Here is an 18,093-nt window from a genome sequence, read left to right as displayed (position 1 = left end):
CGACTTCAGATGTGTGCCAGGAAATCGGCGATCTGCGCCGCCACGGTGTCGGGGACGAGCGACGGCGCGAAGTGCGTCTGGCCGGGGAGCGCTGTGTACGTGACGTGGGGCAGCGCGGCAGCGAGCCGGTCGAGGGCCGCCGGCATCGGCTGCCAGGTGTCGGCGCCTCTCATCAGCAGGGTCGGGGCGGTGACATCTGACCAGCGCTCCACGTCCGGCGAGTCGGCGATCAGCGATTCGAGGTCGCGACACCAGCCGGGCGCGTCATCGGGTCCGGCGTCCGGTTCGGTGTCGGGGGTGTCTCCGGGGTCGTCGGTGTCGCCCGGCTCCATCAGGTCAAGGAGCGCTGCCGGGACCCGGGCCACCTTCTCGGCCAGCAGGCGGTCGGCGCGCCGCCGGTCGCCCCGCGCGGTCAGCTTCTGGAACTCCGCCAGTACGGGGGCCAGTTCGGCGCCCACCGCGTACAGCGGCGGCTCCCACAACACCAGTGAGCGAACCGGCAGACCGGCCGCCGCCGCGTGCAGAGCGACGTTGGCGCCGTAGGACATGCCGACCACGTGCACGGGGCGGCCGATCTTGGTGATGAGTGCGTCGAGATCCGCCACTTCGTCGGCGAAGCTCTTGGGTGAGCGGCCCGGTCCACTCGGGGCGTAGCCGCGGCGCACGGGCGTCCACACCTCGTAGCGGTCCGCGAGGAGTTCGGCCACCGGCTCCCAGGAGTGCAGCCCGCCGCCGGAGCCGTGGACCATGACGACCGGTGGACCGGCGCCGAACTGCCGGTAGGCGATGGCCGTCCCGTCGACGGACTCAAGTGACACGACTGGCCCGAAGAGGGACTCGGGCGACTGGAACTCGTTCGGCATGCCAGGACCCTCGCACGCCGCGTCGGAACGGGGCCACCCCATTTCGCAGCCCGCTCCGAGCGGCGCAAGGAGCGACACGGCCCCGCGCCACCCTCCCCCAATGAACCCTTGGGTGACACTGAACCGACCATACGAAGCGGAGAGGTTGGATCATGACGCACGCGGTTGTCGCAGGGCTTGACGGAATTCGGGACGACCTGGCGGATCTCTACCGGGACCTGCACGAGCACCCGGAACTGTCCCTTCAGGAGAAGCGGTCGGCCGAGCTGCTCGCGCGGCGTCTGCGGGCCGCGGGCGTCGACGAGGTCGTCGAACACGTCGGGACGACCGGCGTGGTCGGCGTGCTGCGCAACGGCGAAGGCCCGGTGGTCATGCTGCGCGCGGACTTCGACGCGCTTCCGGTGGAGGAGAAGACCGGGCTCCCCTACGCCAGTGTCGCCCGCGGTGTGGACCGCGAGGGCAAGGACGTGCCGGTGATGCACGCGTGCGGGCACGACATGCACGCGGCCTGTCTGGTCGGGGCGGCGAGCCTGCTGGCCGGGACCCGCGATCAGTGGCGGGGCACGGTGCTGCTGGTCCTCCAGCCCGCGGAGGAGCTGGGGTGCGGCGCCCAGGGCATGATCGACGACGGGCTGTTCGAGCGTTTCCCCACGCCGGAGGTCGTCCTGGGTCAGCATGTGGGGCCGCTGCCCGCCGGGTTCATCGGCCACGGCAGCGGTCCGGTGATGGCCGCCTCGGATTCGCTCGATGTCACCTTGCACGGTCGCGGCGGGCACGGCTCACGCCCGGAGGCCGCCATCGACCCGGTCCTGATGGCCGCGCATGTCGTGACCCGGTTGCAGGGTGTCGTCGCCCGCGAGGTGCCCCCGGCCGAGACGGCGGTCGTCACGGTGGGCCGACTGCAGGCCGGCACCAAGGACAACATCATTCCCGACGACGCCGAGCTGGGCATCAACATCCGCTCCACGACGGCGGCCACCCGCGAGCTCCTGCGCTCAGCGACCGAACGCGTCGTCCGCGCCGAGGCCGCGGCGGGCGGTGCCACGCGCGATCCCGACCTCGACTGGACCATCAGCGTTCCCGCCCTGGTCAGCGACCCGGATGCCACCGCCACCACGCTGGCGGCCTTCGTCGGCCACTTCGGCGAGCAGCGCCTCTTCCCGCTGCCGCCGGTCAGCGCCAGCGAGGACGTGGGGGTGTTCGGCGAGGCGATCGGAGTGCCGACCGTCTTCTGGTTCTGGGGCGGCCTCGAAGCCGAGACCGCCCTGGCCGCGCTGCAGTCCGGCCGGCTCGACGACCTGCCGGCCAACCACTCCCCGCACTTCGCCCCCGTGCTCGAACCGACCCTGAGCACGGGCGTGGAGGCGCTCACGGTCGCGGCGCTGACCTGGCTGGCCACGCCGTGACACGACGGACCCGGGCGGGCCTCGCTAGTAGTACCCCTTCGACCCGTCGATCAGTTCCCGCACGATGTCCGCGTGGCCCGCGTGCCGGCCGGTCTCCTCGATGAGGTGGATGAGCATCCAGCGGAGGTCGACCTTGCCGTCGCCGTACTTGGGGTGGCGGCCGGTGGCGTCGAGGGAGGCCGTGGCCACGATCTCGTTGCTGCGGGCGCACTGGAGCTCGTAGTCGACCAGCAGTTGTTCGAGGGTGACGCCGTCGGTGCGCCAGTCGGCGTCCTCGTCATCCTCGTCGTCCGACTCGCCGAAGGCCGGATTCACGGTCTCGTCGCCGCCGAGGAACAGCACCTCCAGCCAGGTGTGTTCGACCCAGCGCATGTGGCTGACGAGACCGGCCATCGTCATGGCCGGCGATGTCGGGACGACGGCGCGGCGCGCGTCCTCCTCGCTCAGTCCCGCGCACTTCCATCGCAGGATTTGCCGCTGGAGGTCCAGCCATCCGATGAGCGCCGTGCGCTCGTCGGCCTGGAACGGAGGGCGTTCAAGTGAAGGGGCCATGCCCGTCGACGCTAGCGTGCACCGCCCCCGGACGTCTTCGGGTTTTCGGCCAGGCGCGGGAGCGGGCGTGCGCCGCGTGCGTGTAACACCCACCGGCCTCTCGGCGCTGTCCCCAAAAGGGGCTCCTCGGCAGTCGGCGGCCGAGGAGCCCCATTCGGTGCCCGGACCGGGGTGCGGGGCGGGTGACGGGCCGCCACCGACAGGTCGGCCGATCACCCGCCCCGCGCATGCTCGCGTCCACCGGCACGCGGGGGAGGGCGGGCCAAATGGAGCGAGCAGCTCGGAGGAAGTCCGAGGCGTTCTAGGGCAGTCGGGGCCGCGCGGCCCCCTGGGCGCCGGCGTGACGGCTTCCGCCGTCGGTGCGGGACGACGCGGCACGCATCGAACGGGCCTTTCTGCGCGCCCAGTTGGCCGTACGCGCGGTGAACTGCTGCCAGGCACGGGTGCGCCGGGAGGCACGCAGGTCCTCGAAGAGGGTGTCGTAGCGTGCCACGACCGGCTCGGGGTCGTAGCGGTGCGCGGAGTCCATGGCAGCGGCGCTCATTTCCTTGCGGCCCGCCTCGTCCCCGATCAGGTCGAGCGTGGCCGCGGCGAGCGCCCGCGCGTCGCCGACCGGGACGAGCCGCCCGTCGACGCCGTCCGTGATGATCTCGGCGGGGCCAAGCGGCGCGTCCGTGGAGACGACGGGGACGCCGCAGCGCATGGCCTCGACGAGCGTCATCCCGAAGGACTCCGCGTCCGAGGCGCTGACCACCAGCGAGGCACGGGCGAACTCGGGCTCTATCGGCGCGACGGCGCCCATCAGGCGGGCCCGGCCGCCGAGCCCGAGGGCCGCGACCAGTTCGCGCAGCCGCTGCTCCTCTCCCCCGGCGCCGTAGATCCGCAGCTCCCAGTCGGGCGCCTGCGCCGACACCTCGGCGAAGGCCTCGAGGAGCAGGTCGTAGCGCTTGCCCGGCGCCAGCCGGCCCGCCGCCGCGATCACCTTCGACGTGCCGTCCGGGGCCGGCCCGGGCACCGACGGCACGATGTTCGGCACGCATCGCACGCCGACACCGGGCAGCGGCATCCGCTCCCGGTACACCCGCGCGTCCGCCTCCGTCATCGTCACCACCGCGTCGAGCGAGCGGTAGTGGTGGCGCAGCACGGCCCGCAGCTTCTTGCTGTGCGCGTCGTGCCGGAGGTGTTCCTGTGCGATCCGCAGCGCACGCTTCGGGCCCCACAGGGACAGGTACACGTTGATGCCGGGCCGGGTGCCGATGACGACATCCGCGTCGCAGTGCCGCTCCAGGTACTCCCGTGCGCGCTGGTCGTGCAGGAGCGTGTACTGCTTGTGACGCTTCTCGGCGGCCGGGAAGTCCCGCGCAGGGCTGCCGGAGGCGGCCAGTCGGGTGTCCTCGCTGTCCGCGCGCGTGTCCACCAGCGGTACGAGGGTGATCCGGGGGTCGAGCGCGAAGCGGGGGTTCGCCCGGTGCCGGGACATCGAGACGATCTCCACCTCGTGGCCGCCGTGCTCGGCGAGCGCGGCGGCGAGGTTGAGCGTGGTGCGCACCGTTCCGCCTATGGCGTACGCGTTGTGCAGCAGGAACGCGATCTTCATGTGCAAATGCCTTCCTCGGCGGGCGCACGGTGCGGGCCCGTACGGCTCCCGATGTCCCTCGACATCGGTGACAGCCTGCGCGGCGCGGGTAAGGGAGCCGCCCCTCGCCGGTGAGAGGCGGGTAAGAAGCCCTCCGGTCGGCGGCCGAGCGGTCGATCCGGGCAGGCCACGAGGGCAGACTGGGCCATGTGTCGCCACAAACCGTTCCACCAGCCGCCCGGCCGTCCGATGCGTCCGTCACGCCCGCGGTGCTGCTCGCCGAGGACGACCGGGCGATCCGGCACGCCCTCGAACGCGCCCTGACCCTGGAGGGCTACACCGTCACCGCCGTCGCCGACGGCGTCGAGGCCCTGGCCGCCGCACACCGCGCCCGCCCCGACATCCTCGTCCTGGACGTGATGATGCCCGGCATCGACGGCCTCCAGGTCTGCCGCGTACTGCGCGCCGAGGGCGACCGCACACCGATCCTCATGCTCACCGCTCTCGTCGAGACCCCCGACCGGATCGCCGGACTCGACGCCGGTGCGGACGACTACGTCGCCAAGCCCTTCGACGTCGAAGAGGTATTCGCCCGCCTGCGCGCCCTCCTGCGCCGCACCGCGCCCGCCCCCGACGAACCGGCCGACCACCGGATCACCGCCGCCGACCTACGCATCGATCCGGCCGCGCGACGTGCCTGGCGCGGCAGCCGCGAACTCGAACTCACCCGCACCGAGTTCGACCTCCTCGAACTCCTCGCCCGCAACAGCGGCATCGTCCTCGACCACGCCACCATCTACGACCGGATCTGGGGCTACGACTTCGGGCCCGGATCCAAGAATCTCGCCGTCTACGTCGGCTACCTGCGCCGCAAGGTCGAAGAACCCGATGGCCCGCCCCTCATCCACACCGTCCGGGGCGTCGGATACGTCCTGCGGGAGGGGTGAGATGCGGGAGCGCACAGGCACCGGGGAACGGGAGACCACAGGCACCGGGGAGAGAGCTGTGCCCGGGGGCCGGCGGCCCGAGAAGCGGTGGCGGGCCCGCAGCCTGCGCACGACGCTCGCCATAGCGTTCGCCCTGGTCGCGGCCGGTGTCACCGCGCTGGTCGGCGTCCTGTCCTACGACTCCGCCGCCCGGCTCGTCCGCGTCGACCAGGAGGCCGTGTTCGACGAGGTCGTGCACGATCTGCGCTCCCAGGTGCGTCAGCAGGACCTCACCCCCGGCGACTTCACCTCCGCCGACCCGGACCACGACGGCCCCCGCGACGACCTGACCCGCCCCGTCGGCACCGACGTCCAGATCCTCGGCCCCGGCGGCACGATGATCGACAAGGGCAGTCCACCGCTCCCGGTCGACTCCGACGCCCGCCGGGTCGCCGACGCGGACACCGCGGGCACCCACGTCGCGGACGACGACGTGCCGGTCGGCGGCGACGAGTACCGGATGGCGACGGTCGCCCTCGGTGACGGGCGCGGCGCGGTGCAGGTGGCGCAGGAGTTCAGCGACACCGAGGACCTGCTGCGGGAGCTGCAGAAGCGCACGCTGCTGTTCGCCGCCGCCGTCGTCCTCGCGGCGGGCCTGTTCGGTTGGTGGCTGGCGCGCCGCATCACCTCGCGCCTCGTGCGCCTCGCCGAGACCGCCGAGCGCGTGGCGTCGACCGGGCGCCTGGACGTCGCGGTGCCGGTGACCGGCAGGGACGAGGTGGGCAGCCTGGGCCGCTCCTTCGACCGGATGCTCGGCCGGCTCGCCCGCTCCAAGGACGACCAGCGCCGCCTGGCCCAGGACGCCGGCCACGAACTGCGCACACCGCTCACCTCGCTGCGGACGAACATCTCCCTGCTGCGCCGAATCGACGAGCTCCCGCCCGCGTCCCGCGACGAGTTGGTGGCCGACCTCAGCGACGAGTCCCGCGAACTGACCGATCTGGTCAACGAGTTGGTGGACCTCGCGGCTGGCCACCAGGACGACGAGCCGCCCGCCGAGGTATCTCTCGGCGAGATCGCCGAGGACGTCGCGGTCCTGGCCCGCCGCCGCACCGGCCGCACGGTCACGGTCCGCGCCGATCCGGACACCACGATCACGGGTCGCCCCGCCCAGTTGCAGCGCGCCCTGACCAACCTGGTGGAGAACGCCGCCAAGTTCGACGCCGACGGCACGGCCCCCGTCGAGATCACCGTCACCCGCATGCCGGGGGCCGGTGTCCGGATGGAGGTCCTCGACCGGGGCCCCGGTCTCGCCGAGGTCGACACGGAGCGCATCTTCGACCGCTTCTACCGGGCCCCGGCCGCGCGCAGCCGCCCCGGCTCGGGGCTCGGGCTCTCCATCGTGCGGGAGGTGGCGGCGGCCCACGGCGGGGTGCCGTTCGCGGCGCGGCGGGACGGCGGCGGCGCGGTGATCGGCTTCACCGCCCGAGAGGCGGCCCCGGACTGAGTCGCGGGGCGGCGCGCCGCCCCGCGGGTCACAGGCTTTGGTGCTCCTTCTGCCTCAGCGGTTCGGACGAACTCTCCGCGATCGGCGCCCAGTTGGGCTCCTGCTGTCGGGCGGGTGCGCTGCCGGAGTCGATGGCCCACCGGGCGATCACGAACGAGAGGGGTGTGGCCAGTACGCCTGCGACCAGCGCCGTGATGTTCTTGTCCGTTCCCAGGGAGTGCACGCCGAGGTAGAGGAGCGCTCCGCTGAACACCATGTTCACGAGGCTCGACAGGGGGAAACGGAAGAAGCCCCGCCAGGTCGGCTTCGTGCGGCAGGTGATGTAGCTGTTCAGCAGGAAGGAACCGACGACGCTGACCGTGAACCCGATGACGTGCGCGACCAGATACGGGATCAGGCGGTTGAGTGACACGTACACGGCCATGTACACGGCGGTGTTGACGATTCCGATCAGGCCGAAGACGACGAACTGCCGGAAGGTGCGCAGCCCGGCCGATGACCGAACCTGCTCCTTCGGGCGCACGATCGCGTCCACGGTGAGCGGGATTTCGCTTCCGGGGGCGGGCACGGTACTGCCGCCGCGCGAGTTCTCGTCCGTCTCGCGCACCACATAGGGCGGGCGGCGTTTTGTTTCTCCGTAGATCCGGCCCACGTATTCACCGATGACGCCGAGCGTGGCGAGTTGGATTCCGCCGAGGGCCACGATGGCGATCAGCAGCGTGGCGAATCCGGGGACGTCCACTCCGTGCCTGACCACATTGACGGCGATCCACAGTGCGTACGCGAACGCGGCGAAAGCCAGGCCGAGTCCCACATAGATGACCAGGCGCAGCGGACGACTGTTGAAGGAGATCAGTCCGTCGATCCCGTAGTTGAGGAGGCGCCGTCCGCCCCATTTCGACCGGCCCGCGGCGCGGTTGACATTGTGGTAGGTGAAACTGACGGTGTCGAAGCCGATCCAGGAGAAGATTCCCTTGGAGAACCGGTTGGCCTCCGGAAGGGCGAGGACCGCGTCGACCGCACGGCGGGACAGCAGCCGGAAGTCCCCTTCCCCGTCGACGACATCGACGTCCATGCAACGCCCCATGGCCTGGTAGTACGCCGAGCTGACGGTCCTCCGCAGCAGCCCCTCGCCGGACCGGTCCCGGCGGGCCACGACCTGGTCGTAGCCGTGCCGGCGCAGTTCCAGCATCCGGTGGAGAAGCCCCGGAGGGTGCTGCAGATCGGCGTCCATGAGGGCCACGGCGGCACCGCGTGACATGCGCAGCCCCGCGAGCATGGCCGCTTCCTTGCCGAAATTCCGGCTGAAAGATGTGTAGCGGACGCGATGGTCCTCGGCGGCCAGGGCGCGCAGTTGAGTACGGGTGGTGTCGCGGCTCCCGTCGTCGACGTAACAGATCTCGAAGGAGCTCCCCGTTCCTTCCAGGACTTCCATCAACGCACAGTGGAATGTGTTGATCACTTCTTCCTCATTGAAGCACGGCACTACAACTGAGATCCGACACGCTTCCATTCGCCACCCCGGCAGGTGTGAGACCAGCATTTGCGACTACGGCCACCACCATGACCCATCAGGTCAAGACAACGGTAAGAAGGCAGGCCGAACGCGCCGGGAGCAACCCGTACCGCGTTATCTTTCGATCAGGCGCACCGGAGAAACCGAACGTCAGCACAGTGCAAACCGTATTTTCGTGCCGTGGAAGATTTCCCGGCACCGACCGAGAAGGGGCGGCCTGTGGTGCACGCACCGGAGAAGGCTGTTCGAGACGAGCGTGCCGCTGTCGCTCCGGAGTCACGGACGGCATGGTGGCGGACGGCCGCACCGCTGGGGCTGCTCGCCGTGCTGCCGCTCGCCGTGCTCGGCTACGCCGCGTGGAACGCACGCCTGGTGCGCACCGGCGGGGACGACTGGTGCTTCCTGCCGGTGGTCCACGACGGCGGACTGCCCGCCATAGTGGGGAAGTTCTACCTCCACGACAACGGTCGGATCGTCAACGCCGTGCTGGTGTGGGCGTATGCGCGCTTCGGCGAGACGGGCCAGCGGTGGTTCGCTCCGGTCAGTGGCGTGCTCGTCCTCGCGCTCCTGTGGGCCTTCACGGCAGCCGTGCTGCGCGCCACACGGCTGCGGGTCCCCCGGGGTGTCCCGCTTCTGGTGGCGGCCATGGTGACCGCCTTGTTCCTCTTCGGCTCCCCCAACACCTACAAGACGTTCTACTGGCCGGCCGCCTCCGTCTCGCACACGCTGCCCCCGGTGTTCGCCTGCGCGGCGGCCGTCCCCGTGCTGCTGGCGGCCTCGCGGCGGGGCAAGCTCCTCGCGCTGGGCACCGTCGTCCTCGCGGGGGTGTCCCTGGGGCTCGTGTCGGAGGAGACGAGCGTCGTCGCCGTGACCGCCCTGGCGTGCACGCTGCTGATCAGCGGACGCGTCTTCCCTGGAGCACGGCGGCGGTTCCTGCGCCTGTGCTGCACGGCCGGCATCGCGAGCATCGTGCTCGGCACGCTGATCCTCTACACCTCCCCCGGCGCCACGCGCCGCCGCGAGCGCAAGCACGCGTCGACGATGTTCACCCCCGACTCACTGCTGGGCGCCCTGCACGGCTTCGCCGAGATCGCCGCCACGGTGCTCACGACCTGGTGGTACCTGGGAGCGGTCGTGGTGGGTGTCGTCCTGGGCATGGTGTCCCCCGGCGTCATGGGCCGGGTCCCGCCCGTGCGGAGGCAGGTGCCGGTCCTGGCCGCGGGTGCCGGCGCGCTGCTCGTCTCCGGCTACGTGTGCACGGTCATCACGTACCCCGTGTTCAAGCACCACGTGGTGTCGTCGACCCGCCTGTGGAACGACTACCTGCTGCTGTACCTCCTGCTCCTCGTCTTCGCCGGCGCCCTCGCCGGGCACGCGGTGCGGGGCCGAGTGCGGCGGACGGCGCCGGCCCTGGCCGCCGGGGGCGTGCTGTACGCCGTCGTGTGCGTCGCCCTGACGGCGTCACTCGCGGGCCTCGGGTCCACCATGCAGGCGCACGCCCACGACTGGGACCGCCAGGACCGCTGGATGCGCGCTCAGGCCGCGGCCGGCGCCCAGGTCCTGCCGTACAAACGACTCCCCCAGAGCAGGATGACCGAGCCGTTCCGCCACGGCGGGAAGGCGAAGTGGCCCGCTTCCTGCATTGCCACCTACTACGGCGTGCAACACATCAAGCAGGCCCACAAGCTGCCGTGACTCAGACCCTCCGCCCGGCCTGGGCGAGGAGGCGTCGGGCCCGTTCCAGGACGGGCCTGTCGACCATCTGGCCGTCGACGGTGGTGACGGTGTCACCCGCGGCGAGTACGGATCGCGCCCAGGCAAGTTCGGCGTCGGAGGGTGCGAATCCCGATGCCACGGGCGGGAGTTGGGCCGGGTGGATGCACAGCTTGCCCGCGAAACCGAGACGGCGCCCGTGCGTGACGTCGGCGGCGAGGGCGTCGGTGTCCCGTACGCCGGTGGTGACTCCGTCGATCGGCGGGCACAGGCCGGCGGCCGCGGCCGCGAGCACCACCTGGGAACGGGCGTGTGCCAGCGCGAGGTGGTCGTCGTGCGCGACGCCGAGGTCGGCGGCGAGGTCCACATTGCCGAAGGCGAGGCGCACCACGCCCGGCGCCTCGCTCACCGCGTGGGCGCGCAGCACCCCGCGCGCGGTCTCGATGAGGGCGATGACCGGACAGCGCCCGGCGGTCCGCGCCGCGATCTCCGAAAGGGCCTGCGGGTCCTCGGACTTGGGCACCATCACCGGGCAGCCGTGTTCCGCCGCCATGGCCAGGTCGGCCTCGGACCAAGAAGTGCCGGGGGCGTTGACGCGCACGACCGGCCGGTGGCCCGCGGCCAGCCAGGCGGCGACATGCCCGCGGGCCGCATCCTTGTCGGCCGGGGCGACCGCGTCCTCCAGGTCGATGATGACCAGGTCTGCGCCGGAGGCGTGCGCCTTCGCGTAGCGGTCGGGGCGGTCGCCGGGCACGAAGAGGAAGCTGCGGGCGGCCGCGATCGCCTCGCGGCCGTCGTCGGATGCGTCGCTCATACGAAGGTCACCTCCGCGGAGGCGTGCCGCGCCTCCCGGTGCGTGGCGACGGCGAGTCGGGCGCCCTCACCCTCCGGTGTCCCGGCGGCCAGCAGGTGTTCGCCGGCGAAGGCGGGGCGGTGCAGGCGGTAGGAGAGCGAACGCACTTGCCGCTGCGGCGAGTTGCGGCGCACCAGGTCCAGCATCAGCAGCGCGAGGAGTGGGCCGTGGACGACGAGGCCCGGGTAGCCCTCGACGTCGCGGCAGTAGGGGGCGTCGTAGTGGATGCGGTGGGCGTTGGCGGTCAGCGCGCTCACCCGGAACAGCTGGCGCTCGTCCGGCTGGGCGCGCAGCTGCCAGGGGGCCTCGGAGTGCGGGAGGGCCGTGCCGTCGACCGTGGCGGGGTGGCCGGCCGCCGCGCTGCGTCCTGAACGGTAGACGATGTCCTGTTCCTCGACGAGGCAGGTGCGGCCCCCCTGCCGGAACTCGCGGCGCTCGGTGACGAAGAGCAGTTCGCCGCTGCGGCCGCTCTTGGGCGTGACGGAGGCGAGGCTGCAGACGCGTTCGGCCGGTTCGCCGAGGCGCAGCGGCTCCTCGACACTCACGCGGCCGCCCGCGAACATGCGCTGCCGGTCGGGGATCGGCGGCAGGAAGCGGGCGTCGGCGAGGTGTCCGTCGGGGCCGAGTTCGCTCTGCGCGGGCCACTCCAGGAAGTACAGCCACTGCCACAGCGGAGGCAGGGGGTCACCCGCCTTCGCGGCCGGTTCGGGCAGGTCGAGGACGGCGGAGAGGGCGGCTGCCGGGCCCGGGGGCAGCATGTCCTCGTCCGTCGTCGCGGAGGGCGCCCAGGACTCCACGTAGGAGCCGATGGACGGTGTGTGGGCGGCGCGTTCCATGGTGGGGCTTGCCTTCCGTTGAGGGGCGGGTGTCACGCGGGGGTCGTGGCGGAGGGCTTGGCGGGGGCGGCCGTGGCGCCGGGTTCGGTCTCCAGCTGGGAGTCGCGGGACGGTTCGCGCACAAGGAGCGTGGCCAGCAGTGTGAGGCCGACACATCCGGTGACGTACCAGAAGAAGACGGTCTCGTGCCCGTTCTGCTTGAGGGCCAGCGCGATCGGCTCGGTCAGTCCGCCGAAGGTGGCGGTGACGAGGGCGTGCGGGAGGCCGACGCCCAGCGCGCGCACCTTGGTGGGGAACATCTCGGCCTTGACGATGGCGGCGAGGGCCGAGTACCCGGTGACGAAGGCGAGGGCGAGGGTCATCAGGAGGAAGGCGACCCACGGGTTGCCGGTGTGCCCCAGGAAGGTCATCACGGGGACCGTGAGCACCATGCAGCCGATCGAGAAGCCGAACATGACGGGACGGCGGCCCACCCGGTCGGACAGCGCGCCGACCAGCGGTTGCAGCAGCATGTAGACGAAGAGGGCGGCGAAGCCGATGACCGTGACGGTCGACTTGGGGATGCCCGCGGTGTTCACGAGGTACTTCTGCAGATAGGTGGTGTACGTGTAGAAGGCGACGGTGCCGCCGATGGCGAGGCCGAACACGGCGAGGAGTTGGCGCGGGTACTCCTTGAACAGGGCGATGAGTCCCTTGCGTTCGCCCGCGGTGGCGCGGGCCTGCTCCTTCTGGAAGTGTGCGGACTCCTCCATGGTGCGCCGCAGGTACATCACGGTCAGGCCGGCCACCGCCCCGATGACGAAGGGGATGCGCCAGCCCCAGCTCGCCAGTTGGGCCTCGGTGAGTGCGTTCTGCAGGACGATCGCCACGAGCAGCGCGGAGAGCTGGCCGAGCACGATGGACACGTACTGGAAGCTGGAGTAGAAGCCGCGCCGTCCGGGCGGTGCCACCTCGGAGAGGTAGGAGGCGCTGGAGCCGAACTCGCCGCCGACGGACAGGCCCTGGGCCAGGCGGGCCACGACGAGGAGGGCGGGCGCCCACAGGCCGATGACATCATGTCCCGGCGACAGGGCGATGACGAGGGACCCGGCGCTCATCAGCAGCACGGAGAGGGTCAGCGCCCGGCGGCGGCCGAACCGGTCCGCGTAGGCGCCGAGCAGCCAGCCACCGAGCGGGCGCATCAGGAAGCCGACCGCGAACACCACGGCGGTGGACAGGAGTTGGGCGGTCTGGCTGCCCTCCGGGAAGAACACCGGGGCGAAGTAGACGCTGAAGGTGGCGTAGGCGAACCAGTCGTACCACTCGATGAGGTTGCCCAGACAGCCGCGCACGACGTTCGCGGTGACGCGGGAGGGTGGGCTTGCGGCTGCTGTCTGACTCATCCGTGGCGTCTCCGTACTCAGTGCTCGATACGAGGTGGTCGGGCGGCTCAAAACGCCACTCATCATGAGCGCTGATGCGGGATGCGGAACAATAGAAACTCGTGATGTGTCCATGCTGCGGGCGCATGGGAGTCCACTGGCACGGTGGTCCGCCGGGTTCCCTCACATCGGGGCCCCCTTGAGGAACGCGAGGACCATCGCTCCGGCCTCCTCCCGGCACTCCTCGAAGTAGGCGTGGCGCGCGCCGGGGAACAGCCGCGTCGTGGCGTCGGGGATGCGGGAGGCGAGCAGCGGCACGTTGTCGGGCGGGGTGAGCCGGTCCTCCTCGCCGTGGAGGATGAGGGTGGGCGCCATGATGTACGGCAGCGCGTCCCACGCGTCGTGCCCGGTGCTGGCGCGGAGGTGGCCGCGGCGGGCGTGCGGCGGCATGTGGGGGTCGCCGAGTGTGCCGTACGGGCCGGGGTGGGCGGCGCGCCAGGCGGGTGTGTACATGAGGTCGGTCAGCGCCTCCTCGGCGGCGCCCGGTTCGGTGCGGGTCAGCGCGCGGCGCACCTCCTGGTCCCGCTCCACCGCGTGCAGCCCGCCGGGGGACGTGCAGCCGAGGACGAGCCGCCGGATCCGCCCGGGGTGGCGTGCGGCGGCCCACTGCGCGACCCGGCCGCCCATGGAAGTGCCGTACAGGTCGGCACGCTCGATGCCCAGCGCGTCCAGCACGGCGATCACGTCGTCCGCGAACTGCCAGGTGGAATAGCCCTCTTGGGCCTCGGGCCTGCCACTGTCGCCCGTTCCCCGGTAGTCGACGGTGATCGTGCGCCGGGCCTGGTGGAAGTCGCCGCGCACCGCGTCCCACCAGTGGTGGTTGTTGGCCTGTCCGGCGAGGAGGACGAGCGGGTGTCCGGTGCCGCGGGTCTGGTACGCGAGGGTGGTGCCGTCGGCGGCGGAGGTGGTGCCTTCGAGGTGGTCGGTGTCCGGCATGGTTCTCCTGGGGTGCTGATCGTGGAACGTTTCGTGGTGGTCGTGTGTCATCGCTCCGCCACCTCTTCGTCCGCCTCGGGAAGCCGCGCCGAGGGCCATCTGCCGCTCTTCACGGCGGCGTTGACCTGGCGTACCAGCTCCCGCGCGACGACGTTCACCGCGGGCGGTGTGCGTCCGGTGCGGGGTGTGCCCAGCACGATGGAGCGCCATGCGGCGGGCTCGCACAGCGGCGCGGCGCTGAGCCCGCCGGCCGCGACGTCCTCGGCGACGCCCACGCCGGGCAGTACGGTCCAGCCGTGTCCGGCCCGCGCGAGCTGCTTCTGTACGGGCATCGAGTTGGTCTGCGCCGCCACCTCGATACGGACGCCGGCGCGGGCCGCCGCCGATTCGATGAGCGCACGCAGCGCGTGCCCGGACGTCGGCATCACCAGGGGGCGCGCCGCCGCCTCGGCGAACGGGACGGGGCGCTCGGCGGACAGCCCGGCCGACGGCGGGGCCGCCACCCACAGCCGCTCGCGCACCAGGGGCCGTACGTTCAGAGAAGGCGCGCTGGCGAGGTTGTAGAGCAGGGACAGATCGAGGTCTCCGTCGTCGAGCCACTGCTGCAGATGGCCCGAGTACGCGGTCATCACCCGCAGCTGCACGCCCGGGTGGGCCTCTCGCATGGCCGTCACCAGGGGTTCCGCGAGCAGTTCCAGGGTGCTCTCCAGCAGGCCGACGGTCACGATGCCGGACACCTCGCCGGGCGTCGGCCGCACCTCCGCGCGGGCGCGCTCCAGCTCGTGCAGCGCCCGCCGGGCCCGCTCCACGACGGCCGCCCCGGCCTCGGTCGGCCGCATGCCCTGCCGGGTCCGCTCGAAGAGCGGCACACCCAACTCCTCCTCCAGGGTGCGGATCTGGCGGGTGACGGCGGGCTGCACGAGGTGCAGGACCGTCGCGGCCCTGGTGACACTGCCCACCTCGGCCACGGTCACCAGCGCCTTGAGCTGTTTGATGTCCAACTCGCCCCGCCCCTCTCCAGCCATCCGCGCCGCGCATGACGGCATCACGATTTGCTATTTCCCGAGCATTGCCATGAAGACCCATGATGTTAGTCGTCACGGAGCAGCCGCTGCCCGGCACCCCGTGCACCCCACATGACCACCCTCGCACCTGGAGGTCACCGCATGACAGGGACGACCGACCGCGCCGCCGCGCCGCCTCAGCATCCGCTGTCCGGGATCACCGTCGTCAGCCTCGAACAGGCCGTGGCCGCTCCCTACGCCACCCGCCAGCTGGCCGACCTCGGCGCCCGTGTCATCAAGGTGGAGCGGCCCGACGGCGGCGATTTCGCCCGCCGCTACGACACCACGGTGCACGGCGAGTCGAGCTATTTCGTCTGGCTGAACCGCGGCAAGGAGTCACTGACGCTGGACGTGAAGTCGCCGGCCGGCCGCGAGGTCCTCGACGAACTCCTCGCGGACGCCGATGTGTTCGTGCAGAACCTCGGCCCGGGCGCCGCCGCCCGCCTCGGACTGGACGCGGACACACTGGCCGCGAAGTACCCGCGCCTGATCCCGTGCACCGTCTCCGGCTACGGCACCAGTGGGCCCTGGGCCGACCGCAAGGCGTACGACATGATGGTGCAGTGCCAGACCGGCCTGGTGTCACTCACCGGCACGGCGCGGGAGGCCGCGCGGGCGGGTGTGTCGATCGCCGACATCGCCGCCGGGATGTACGCCTACACCGGCGTCCTCACCGCCCTGTTCACCCGCGCGACCACGGGTGCCGCGCGCGCGGTGGAGGTGTCGCTGTTCGAGGCACTCGCGGAGTGGATGGGCCAGCCCGCCAACTACACCCGCTACGGCGGGACGCAGCCGCCGCGCATCGGCACCCAGCACGCCACCATCGCCCCGTACGGCGCCTACACCGCGCGCGACGGCAAGCAGATCCTGATCTCCGTACAGAACGAACGCGAGTGGCGGTCGCTGTGCGAACAGTTCCTCCAGCAGCCGGAGTTGACCGCGGACCCGCGCTTCGCCACCGGATCCGGGCGCGTCGCCCACCGCGACGAGCTGAACGTCCTCATCGCCGAGCGCTTCCTGCGCTGCGACGGTGCCGACGCCGCCGAGGCGCTCGACGCGGCAGGCATCGCGAACGCGGGCGTCAACGACGTCGCCGAGTTCCTCGACCACCCGGTGCTCGCGGGGCGTGGGCGCTGGCACGAGGTCGGCACGCCCGGCGGCCCCGTCCAGGCGCTGCGGCCCCCGGCGGACCTGGCCGGAATCGACCCCCGGATGGACCCGGTCCCCGCCCTCGGCGAGCACACCGAACGACTCCTGGCGGAGCGGGGACGCACCGCCGAGCAGATCGCGAGCCTGCGCTCGGCCGGCGCGATCTGACACTCCGGGCACGATCGGACACCACCCTCCCCCGGACACCGCGACAAGACAGCAAGCAGAGGAGAAGAACCCGTGAGCACCCTGGACGCCCTGGACACCGACGAGCGGTTCGTCGTCGAGACCGTGCACGACTTCGTCGACAAGCACGTCAAGCCCGTCGTACAGGAGTTGGAGCACACCAACACCTACCCCGAGGCCCTCATCGAGCAGATGAAGGAGATGGGGATCTACGGGCTCGCCGTCCCGGAGGAGTTCGGCGGCACCCCGGTCTCGATGCCCGCCTACGTCCTGATCACCGAGGAGCTCGCGCGCGGCTGGATGAGCCTCGCGGGCGCCATAGGCGGCCACACCGTCGTCGCCAAGCTGCTCACCCTGTACGGGACCGAGGAGCAGAAGGCGAAGTACCTGCCCCGCATGGCGACCGGCGAGCTGCGCGCGACGATGGCGCTGACCGAGCCGGGCGGCGGCAGCGACCTCCAGGCCATGCGCACCACGGCCCGCCGCCAGGACGACGGCACGTATGCCGTGAACGGCTCCAAGACGTGGATCACCAACTCCCGCCGCTCCGGCCTCATCGCCCTGCTGTGCAAGACCGACCCGGACGCCACGCCCTCCCACCGCGGCATCTCGATCCTGCTCGTCGAGCACGGTCCCGGCCTGACCGTCTCCCGTGACCTGCCCAAGCTGGGCTACAAGGGCGTCGAGAGCTGCGAGCTGTCCTTCGACGGGTACGTCGCCGCCGCCGGCAGTGTCCTCGGCGGGGCGGAGGGAAAGGGGTTCGGCCAGATGATGAAGGGCCTGGAGACCGGCCGCCTGCAGGTCGCCTCGCGCGCTCTCGGCGTCGGCCGGGCCGCCCTGGAGGACTCGCTCGCCTACGCGCAGGAGCGGGAGTCGTTCGGCAAGCCGATCTGGCAGCACCAGGCGATCGGCCACTACCTCGCCGACATGGCCACCAAGCTCACCGCGGCCCGCCAGCTGACCCTGCACGCGGCCCGGGAGTACGACGCGGGCCGACGGGTCGACATGGAGGCGGGAATGGCGAAGCTGTACGCCTCAGAGGCGGCAATGGAGATCGCACTGAACGCCGTGCGCATTCACGGCGGTTACGGCTACTCCACCGAGTACGACGTCGAACGCTACTTCCGCGACGCACCGCTGATGATCGTCGGCGAGGGCACGAACGAGATCCAGCGAAACGTCATCGCGGCTCAGCTCGTCAAGCGAGGGGGCCTGGACTCGTAAGAGGGGCCCAGGTGTAGCGGACGCGCACGCCGTGGTCCTGGAGCCAGCTGGTCTCTCTGTGCCGCAGTTCGTGCGCGGACTCCGGGGCGATGGCGGAGGGCCAGCGGACCAGGACCGCGGTGACGTCGCCGGTCTGCACCAGCTGCCGCACCCGGCGCCAGCCGGTGCGCCGGGCCGGGTCCGGCTCGCCGTAGGTGTCGGTGACGACCTCGGCGATCGTCAGGCCGCGCTCCTGGGCGAACGCGCGGCCTTCGGTCTGCGCGCACTGCACGGCCTGCCCGGACGCGCCCGGGGCCCGGTCGGCACATACGTACAACACGGCGGGTGAAACGGTGTCGCCGTGGGGGGTCATGGTCGCCTCCTGT

Annotated in this window: 16 protein-coding genes; 6 read left to right on the top strand and 10 right to left on the bottom strand. The window is 71.6% G+C overall.

The annotated features are described in order from the left end of the window. Positions 1–5: 5 nt before the first annotated feature. Complete coding sequence (locus tag ACIRHA_RS07145) at positions 6–863, bottom strand: alpha/beta fold hydrolase (protein ID WP_403840856.1); 858 nt, start codon at positions 861–863, stop codon at positions 6–8. Positions 864–1,015: 152 nt separating this feature from the next. Here ACIRHA_RS07145 and ACIRHA_RS07140 point away from each other — a divergent pair, with 152 nt between their 5' ends. Next, complete coding sequence (locus ACIRHA_RS07140; RefSeq protein ID WP_403840853.1) at positions 1,016–2,269, top strand: amidohydrolase; 1,254 nt, start codon at positions 1,016–1,018, stop codon at positions 2,267–2,269. 24 nt (positions 2,270–2,293) lie between these two features. On the opposite strand, the gene ACIRHA_RS07135 is transcribed toward ACIRHA_RS07140, so the two are convergent. Together ACIRHA_RS07135 and ACIRHA_RS07130 are read right to left on the bottom strand one after the other, a co-directional pair. Further along, positions 2,294–2,821, bottom strand: a complete 528-nt coding sequence (locus ACIRHA_RS07135; RefSeq protein ID WP_403840851.1) for a DinB family protein — start codon at positions 2,819–2,821, stop codon at positions 2,294–2,296. A gap of 301 nt (positions 2,822–3,122) precedes the next feature. Then, the gene (locus ACIRHA_RS07130) at positions 3,123–4,418 is read right to left on the bottom strand and encodes a glycosyltransferase family 4 protein (RefSeq protein ID WP_403840848.1); all 1,296 of its coding nucleotides are present in this window, start codon (positions 4,416–4,418) and stop codon (positions 3,123–3,125) included. A 248-nt stretch (positions 4,419–4,666) separates the two neighbouring features. On the opposite strand from ACIRHA_RS07130, the gene ACIRHA_RS07125 reads away from it, so the two are divergent. Next, positions 4,667–5,344 carry a response regulator transcription factor gene (locus ACIRHA_RS07125; protein WP_403842165.1) on the top strand — a complete coding sequence of 226 codons (678 nt, stop codon included), beginning with the start codon at positions 4,667–4,669 and terminating at the stop codon, positions 5,342–5,344. A gap of 1 nt (position 5,345) precedes the next feature. Then, positions 5,346–6,830 (top strand): ATP-binding protein, encoded by a 1,485-nt coding sequence (locus ACIRHA_RS07120; protein ID WP_403840845.1) that lies wholly within the window; start codon positions 5,346–5,348, stop codon positions 6,828–6,830. A gap of 28 nt (positions 6,831–6,858) precedes the next feature. Here the strand turns inward: ACIRHA_RS07120 and ACIRHA_RS07115 are convergent, their stop codons facing one another. Next, positions 6,859–8,343, bottom strand: coding sequence for a glycosyltransferase (locus ACIRHA_RS07115; protein WP_403840843.1), 1,485 nt, complete (start codon positions 8,341–8,343; stop codon positions 6,859–6,861). 183 nt (positions 8,344–8,526) lie between these two features. Between ACIRHA_RS07115 and ACIRHA_RS07110 the strand changes: the two genes are divergently transcribed. After that, on the top strand, positions 8,527–10,041 hold the full coding sequence (locus tag ACIRHA_RS07110; RefSeq protein ID WP_403840840.1) for a DUF6056 family protein: 1,515 nt from the start codon (positions 8,527–8,529) through the stop codon (positions 10,039–10,041). A gap of 1 nt (position 10,042) precedes the next feature. On the opposite strand, the gene ACIRHA_RS07105 is transcribed toward ACIRHA_RS07110, so the two are convergent. From ACIRHA_RS07105 to ACIRHA_RS07085, 5 genes are all read right to left on the bottom strand, one after another. Continuing rightward, positions 10,043–10,873: an HpcH/HpaI aldolase/citrate lyase family protein gene (locus ACIRHA_RS07105; RefSeq protein WP_403840838.1), complete on the bottom strand. Its 831-nt coding sequence runs from the start codon at positions 10,871–10,873 to the stop codon at positions 10,043–10,045. Then, complete coding sequence (locus ACIRHA_RS07100) at positions 10,870–11,748, bottom strand: hypothetical protein (protein WP_403840835.1); 879 nt, start codon at positions 11,746–11,748, stop codon at positions 10,870–10,872. The genes ACIRHA_RS07105 and ACIRHA_RS07100 overlap by 4 nt, the downstream gene beginning before the upstream one ends. Before the next feature lie 32 nt (positions 11,749–11,780). Then, positions 11,781–13,130, bottom strand: coding sequence for an MFS transporter (locus ACIRHA_RS07095; protein ID WP_403840833.1), 1,350 nt, complete (start codon positions 13,128–13,130; stop codon positions 11,781–11,783). A 162-nt stretch (positions 13,131–13,292) separates the two neighbouring features. After that, positions 13,293–14,105: an alpha/beta fold hydrolase gene (locus tag ACIRHA_RS07090; protein WP_403840831.1), complete on the bottom strand. Its 813-nt coding sequence runs from the start codon at positions 14,103–14,105 to the stop codon at positions 13,293–13,295. A gap of 47 nt (positions 14,106–14,152) precedes the next feature. Further along, positions 14,153–15,106 carry a LysR family transcriptional regulator gene (locus ACIRHA_RS07085; protein WP_403840829.1) on the bottom strand — a complete coding sequence of 318 codons (954 nt, stop codon included), beginning with the start codon at positions 15,104–15,106 and terminating at the stop codon, positions 14,153–14,155. Positions 15,107–15,271: 165 nt separating this feature from the next. Here ACIRHA_RS07085 and ACIRHA_RS07080 point away from each other — a divergent pair, with 165 nt between their 5' ends. Then, positions 15,272–16,486 (top strand): CaiB/BaiF CoA transferase family protein, encoded by a 1,215-nt coding sequence (locus ACIRHA_RS07080; RefSeq protein WP_403840827.1) that lies wholly within the window; start codon positions 15,272–15,274, stop codon positions 16,484–16,486. A 72-nt stretch (positions 16,487–16,558) separates the two neighbouring features. Further along, positions 16,559–17,728 (top strand): acyl-CoA dehydrogenase family protein, encoded by a 1,170-nt coding sequence (locus ACIRHA_RS07075; protein WP_403840825.1) that lies wholly within the window; start codon positions 16,559–16,561, stop codon positions 17,726–17,728. Here the strand turns inward: ACIRHA_RS07075 and ACIRHA_RS07070 are convergent. Continuing rightward, positions 17,703–18,080: a recombinase family protein gene (locus tag ACIRHA_RS07070; protein ID WP_403840823.1), complete on the bottom strand. Its 378-nt coding sequence runs from the start codon at positions 18,078–18,080 to the stop codon at positions 17,703–17,705. The two genes, ACIRHA_RS07075 and ACIRHA_RS07070, sit on opposite strands and share 26 nt — an antisense overlap. Positions 18,081–18,093 lie beyond the last annotated feature (13 nt).

The sequence above is a fragment of the Streptomyces sp. NPDC102360 genome (assembly GCF_044766085.1).
GTDB lineage: Bacteria > Actinomycetota > Actinomycetes > Streptomycetales > Streptomycetaceae > Streptomyces.
The sequence above is the reverse complement of the archived record's forward strand: the minus strand, read 5'-3'. Positions and strand labels throughout refer to the sequence as shown.

Excerpts from the sequence above, each read along its gene's own strand:
- ACIRHA_RS07145 (WP_403840856.1), bottom strand. The coding sequence starts at position 863 with ATGCCGAACGAGTTCCAGTCGCCCGAGTCCCTCTTCGGGCCAGTCGTG.
- ACIRHA_RS07140 (WP_403840853.1), top strand. The coding sequence starts at position 1,016 with ATGACGCACGCGGTTGTCGCAGGGCTTGACGGAATTCGGGACGACCTG.
- ACIRHA_RS07135 (WP_403840851.1), bottom strand. The coding sequence starts at position 2,821 with ATGGCCCCTTCACTTGAACGCCCTCCGTTCCAGGCCGACGAGCGCACG.
- ACIRHA_RS07130 (WP_403840848.1), bottom strand. The coding sequence starts at position 4,418 with ATGAAGATCGCGTTCCTGCTGCACAACGCGTACGCCATAGGCGGAACG.
- ACIRHA_RS07120 (WP_403840845.1), top strand. The coding sequence starts at position 5,346 with ATGCGGGAGCGCACAGGCACCGGGGAACGGGAGACCACAGGCACCGGG.
- ACIRHA_RS07115 (WP_403840843.1), bottom strand. The coding sequence starts at position 8,343 with ATGGAAGCGTGTCGGATCTCAGTTGTAGTGCCGTGCTTCAATGAGGAA.
- ACIRHA_RS07105 (WP_403840838.1), bottom strand. The coding sequence starts at position 10,873 with ATGAGCGACGCATCCGACGACGGCCGCGAGGCGATCGCGGCCGCCCGC.
- ACIRHA_RS07100 (WP_403840835.1), bottom strand. The coding sequence starts at position 11,748 with ATGGAACGCGCCGCCCACACACCGTCCATCGGCTCCTACGTGGAGTCC.
- ACIRHA_RS07095 (WP_403840833.1), bottom strand. The coding sequence starts at position 13,130 with ATGAGTCAGACAGCAGCCGCAAGCCCACCCTCCCGCGTCACCGCGAAC.
- ACIRHA_RS07090 (WP_403840831.1), bottom strand. The coding sequence starts at position 14,105 with ATGCCGGACACCGACCACCTCGAAGGCACCACCTCCGCCGCCGACGGC.
- ACIRHA_RS07080 (WP_403840827.1), top strand. The coding sequence starts at position 15,272 with ATGACAGGGACGACCGACCGCGCCGCCGCGCCGCCTCAGCATCCGCTG.
- ACIRHA_RS07070 (WP_403840823.1), bottom strand. The coding sequence starts at position 18,080 with ATGACCCCCCACGGCGACACCGTTTCACCCGCCGTGTTGTACGTATGT.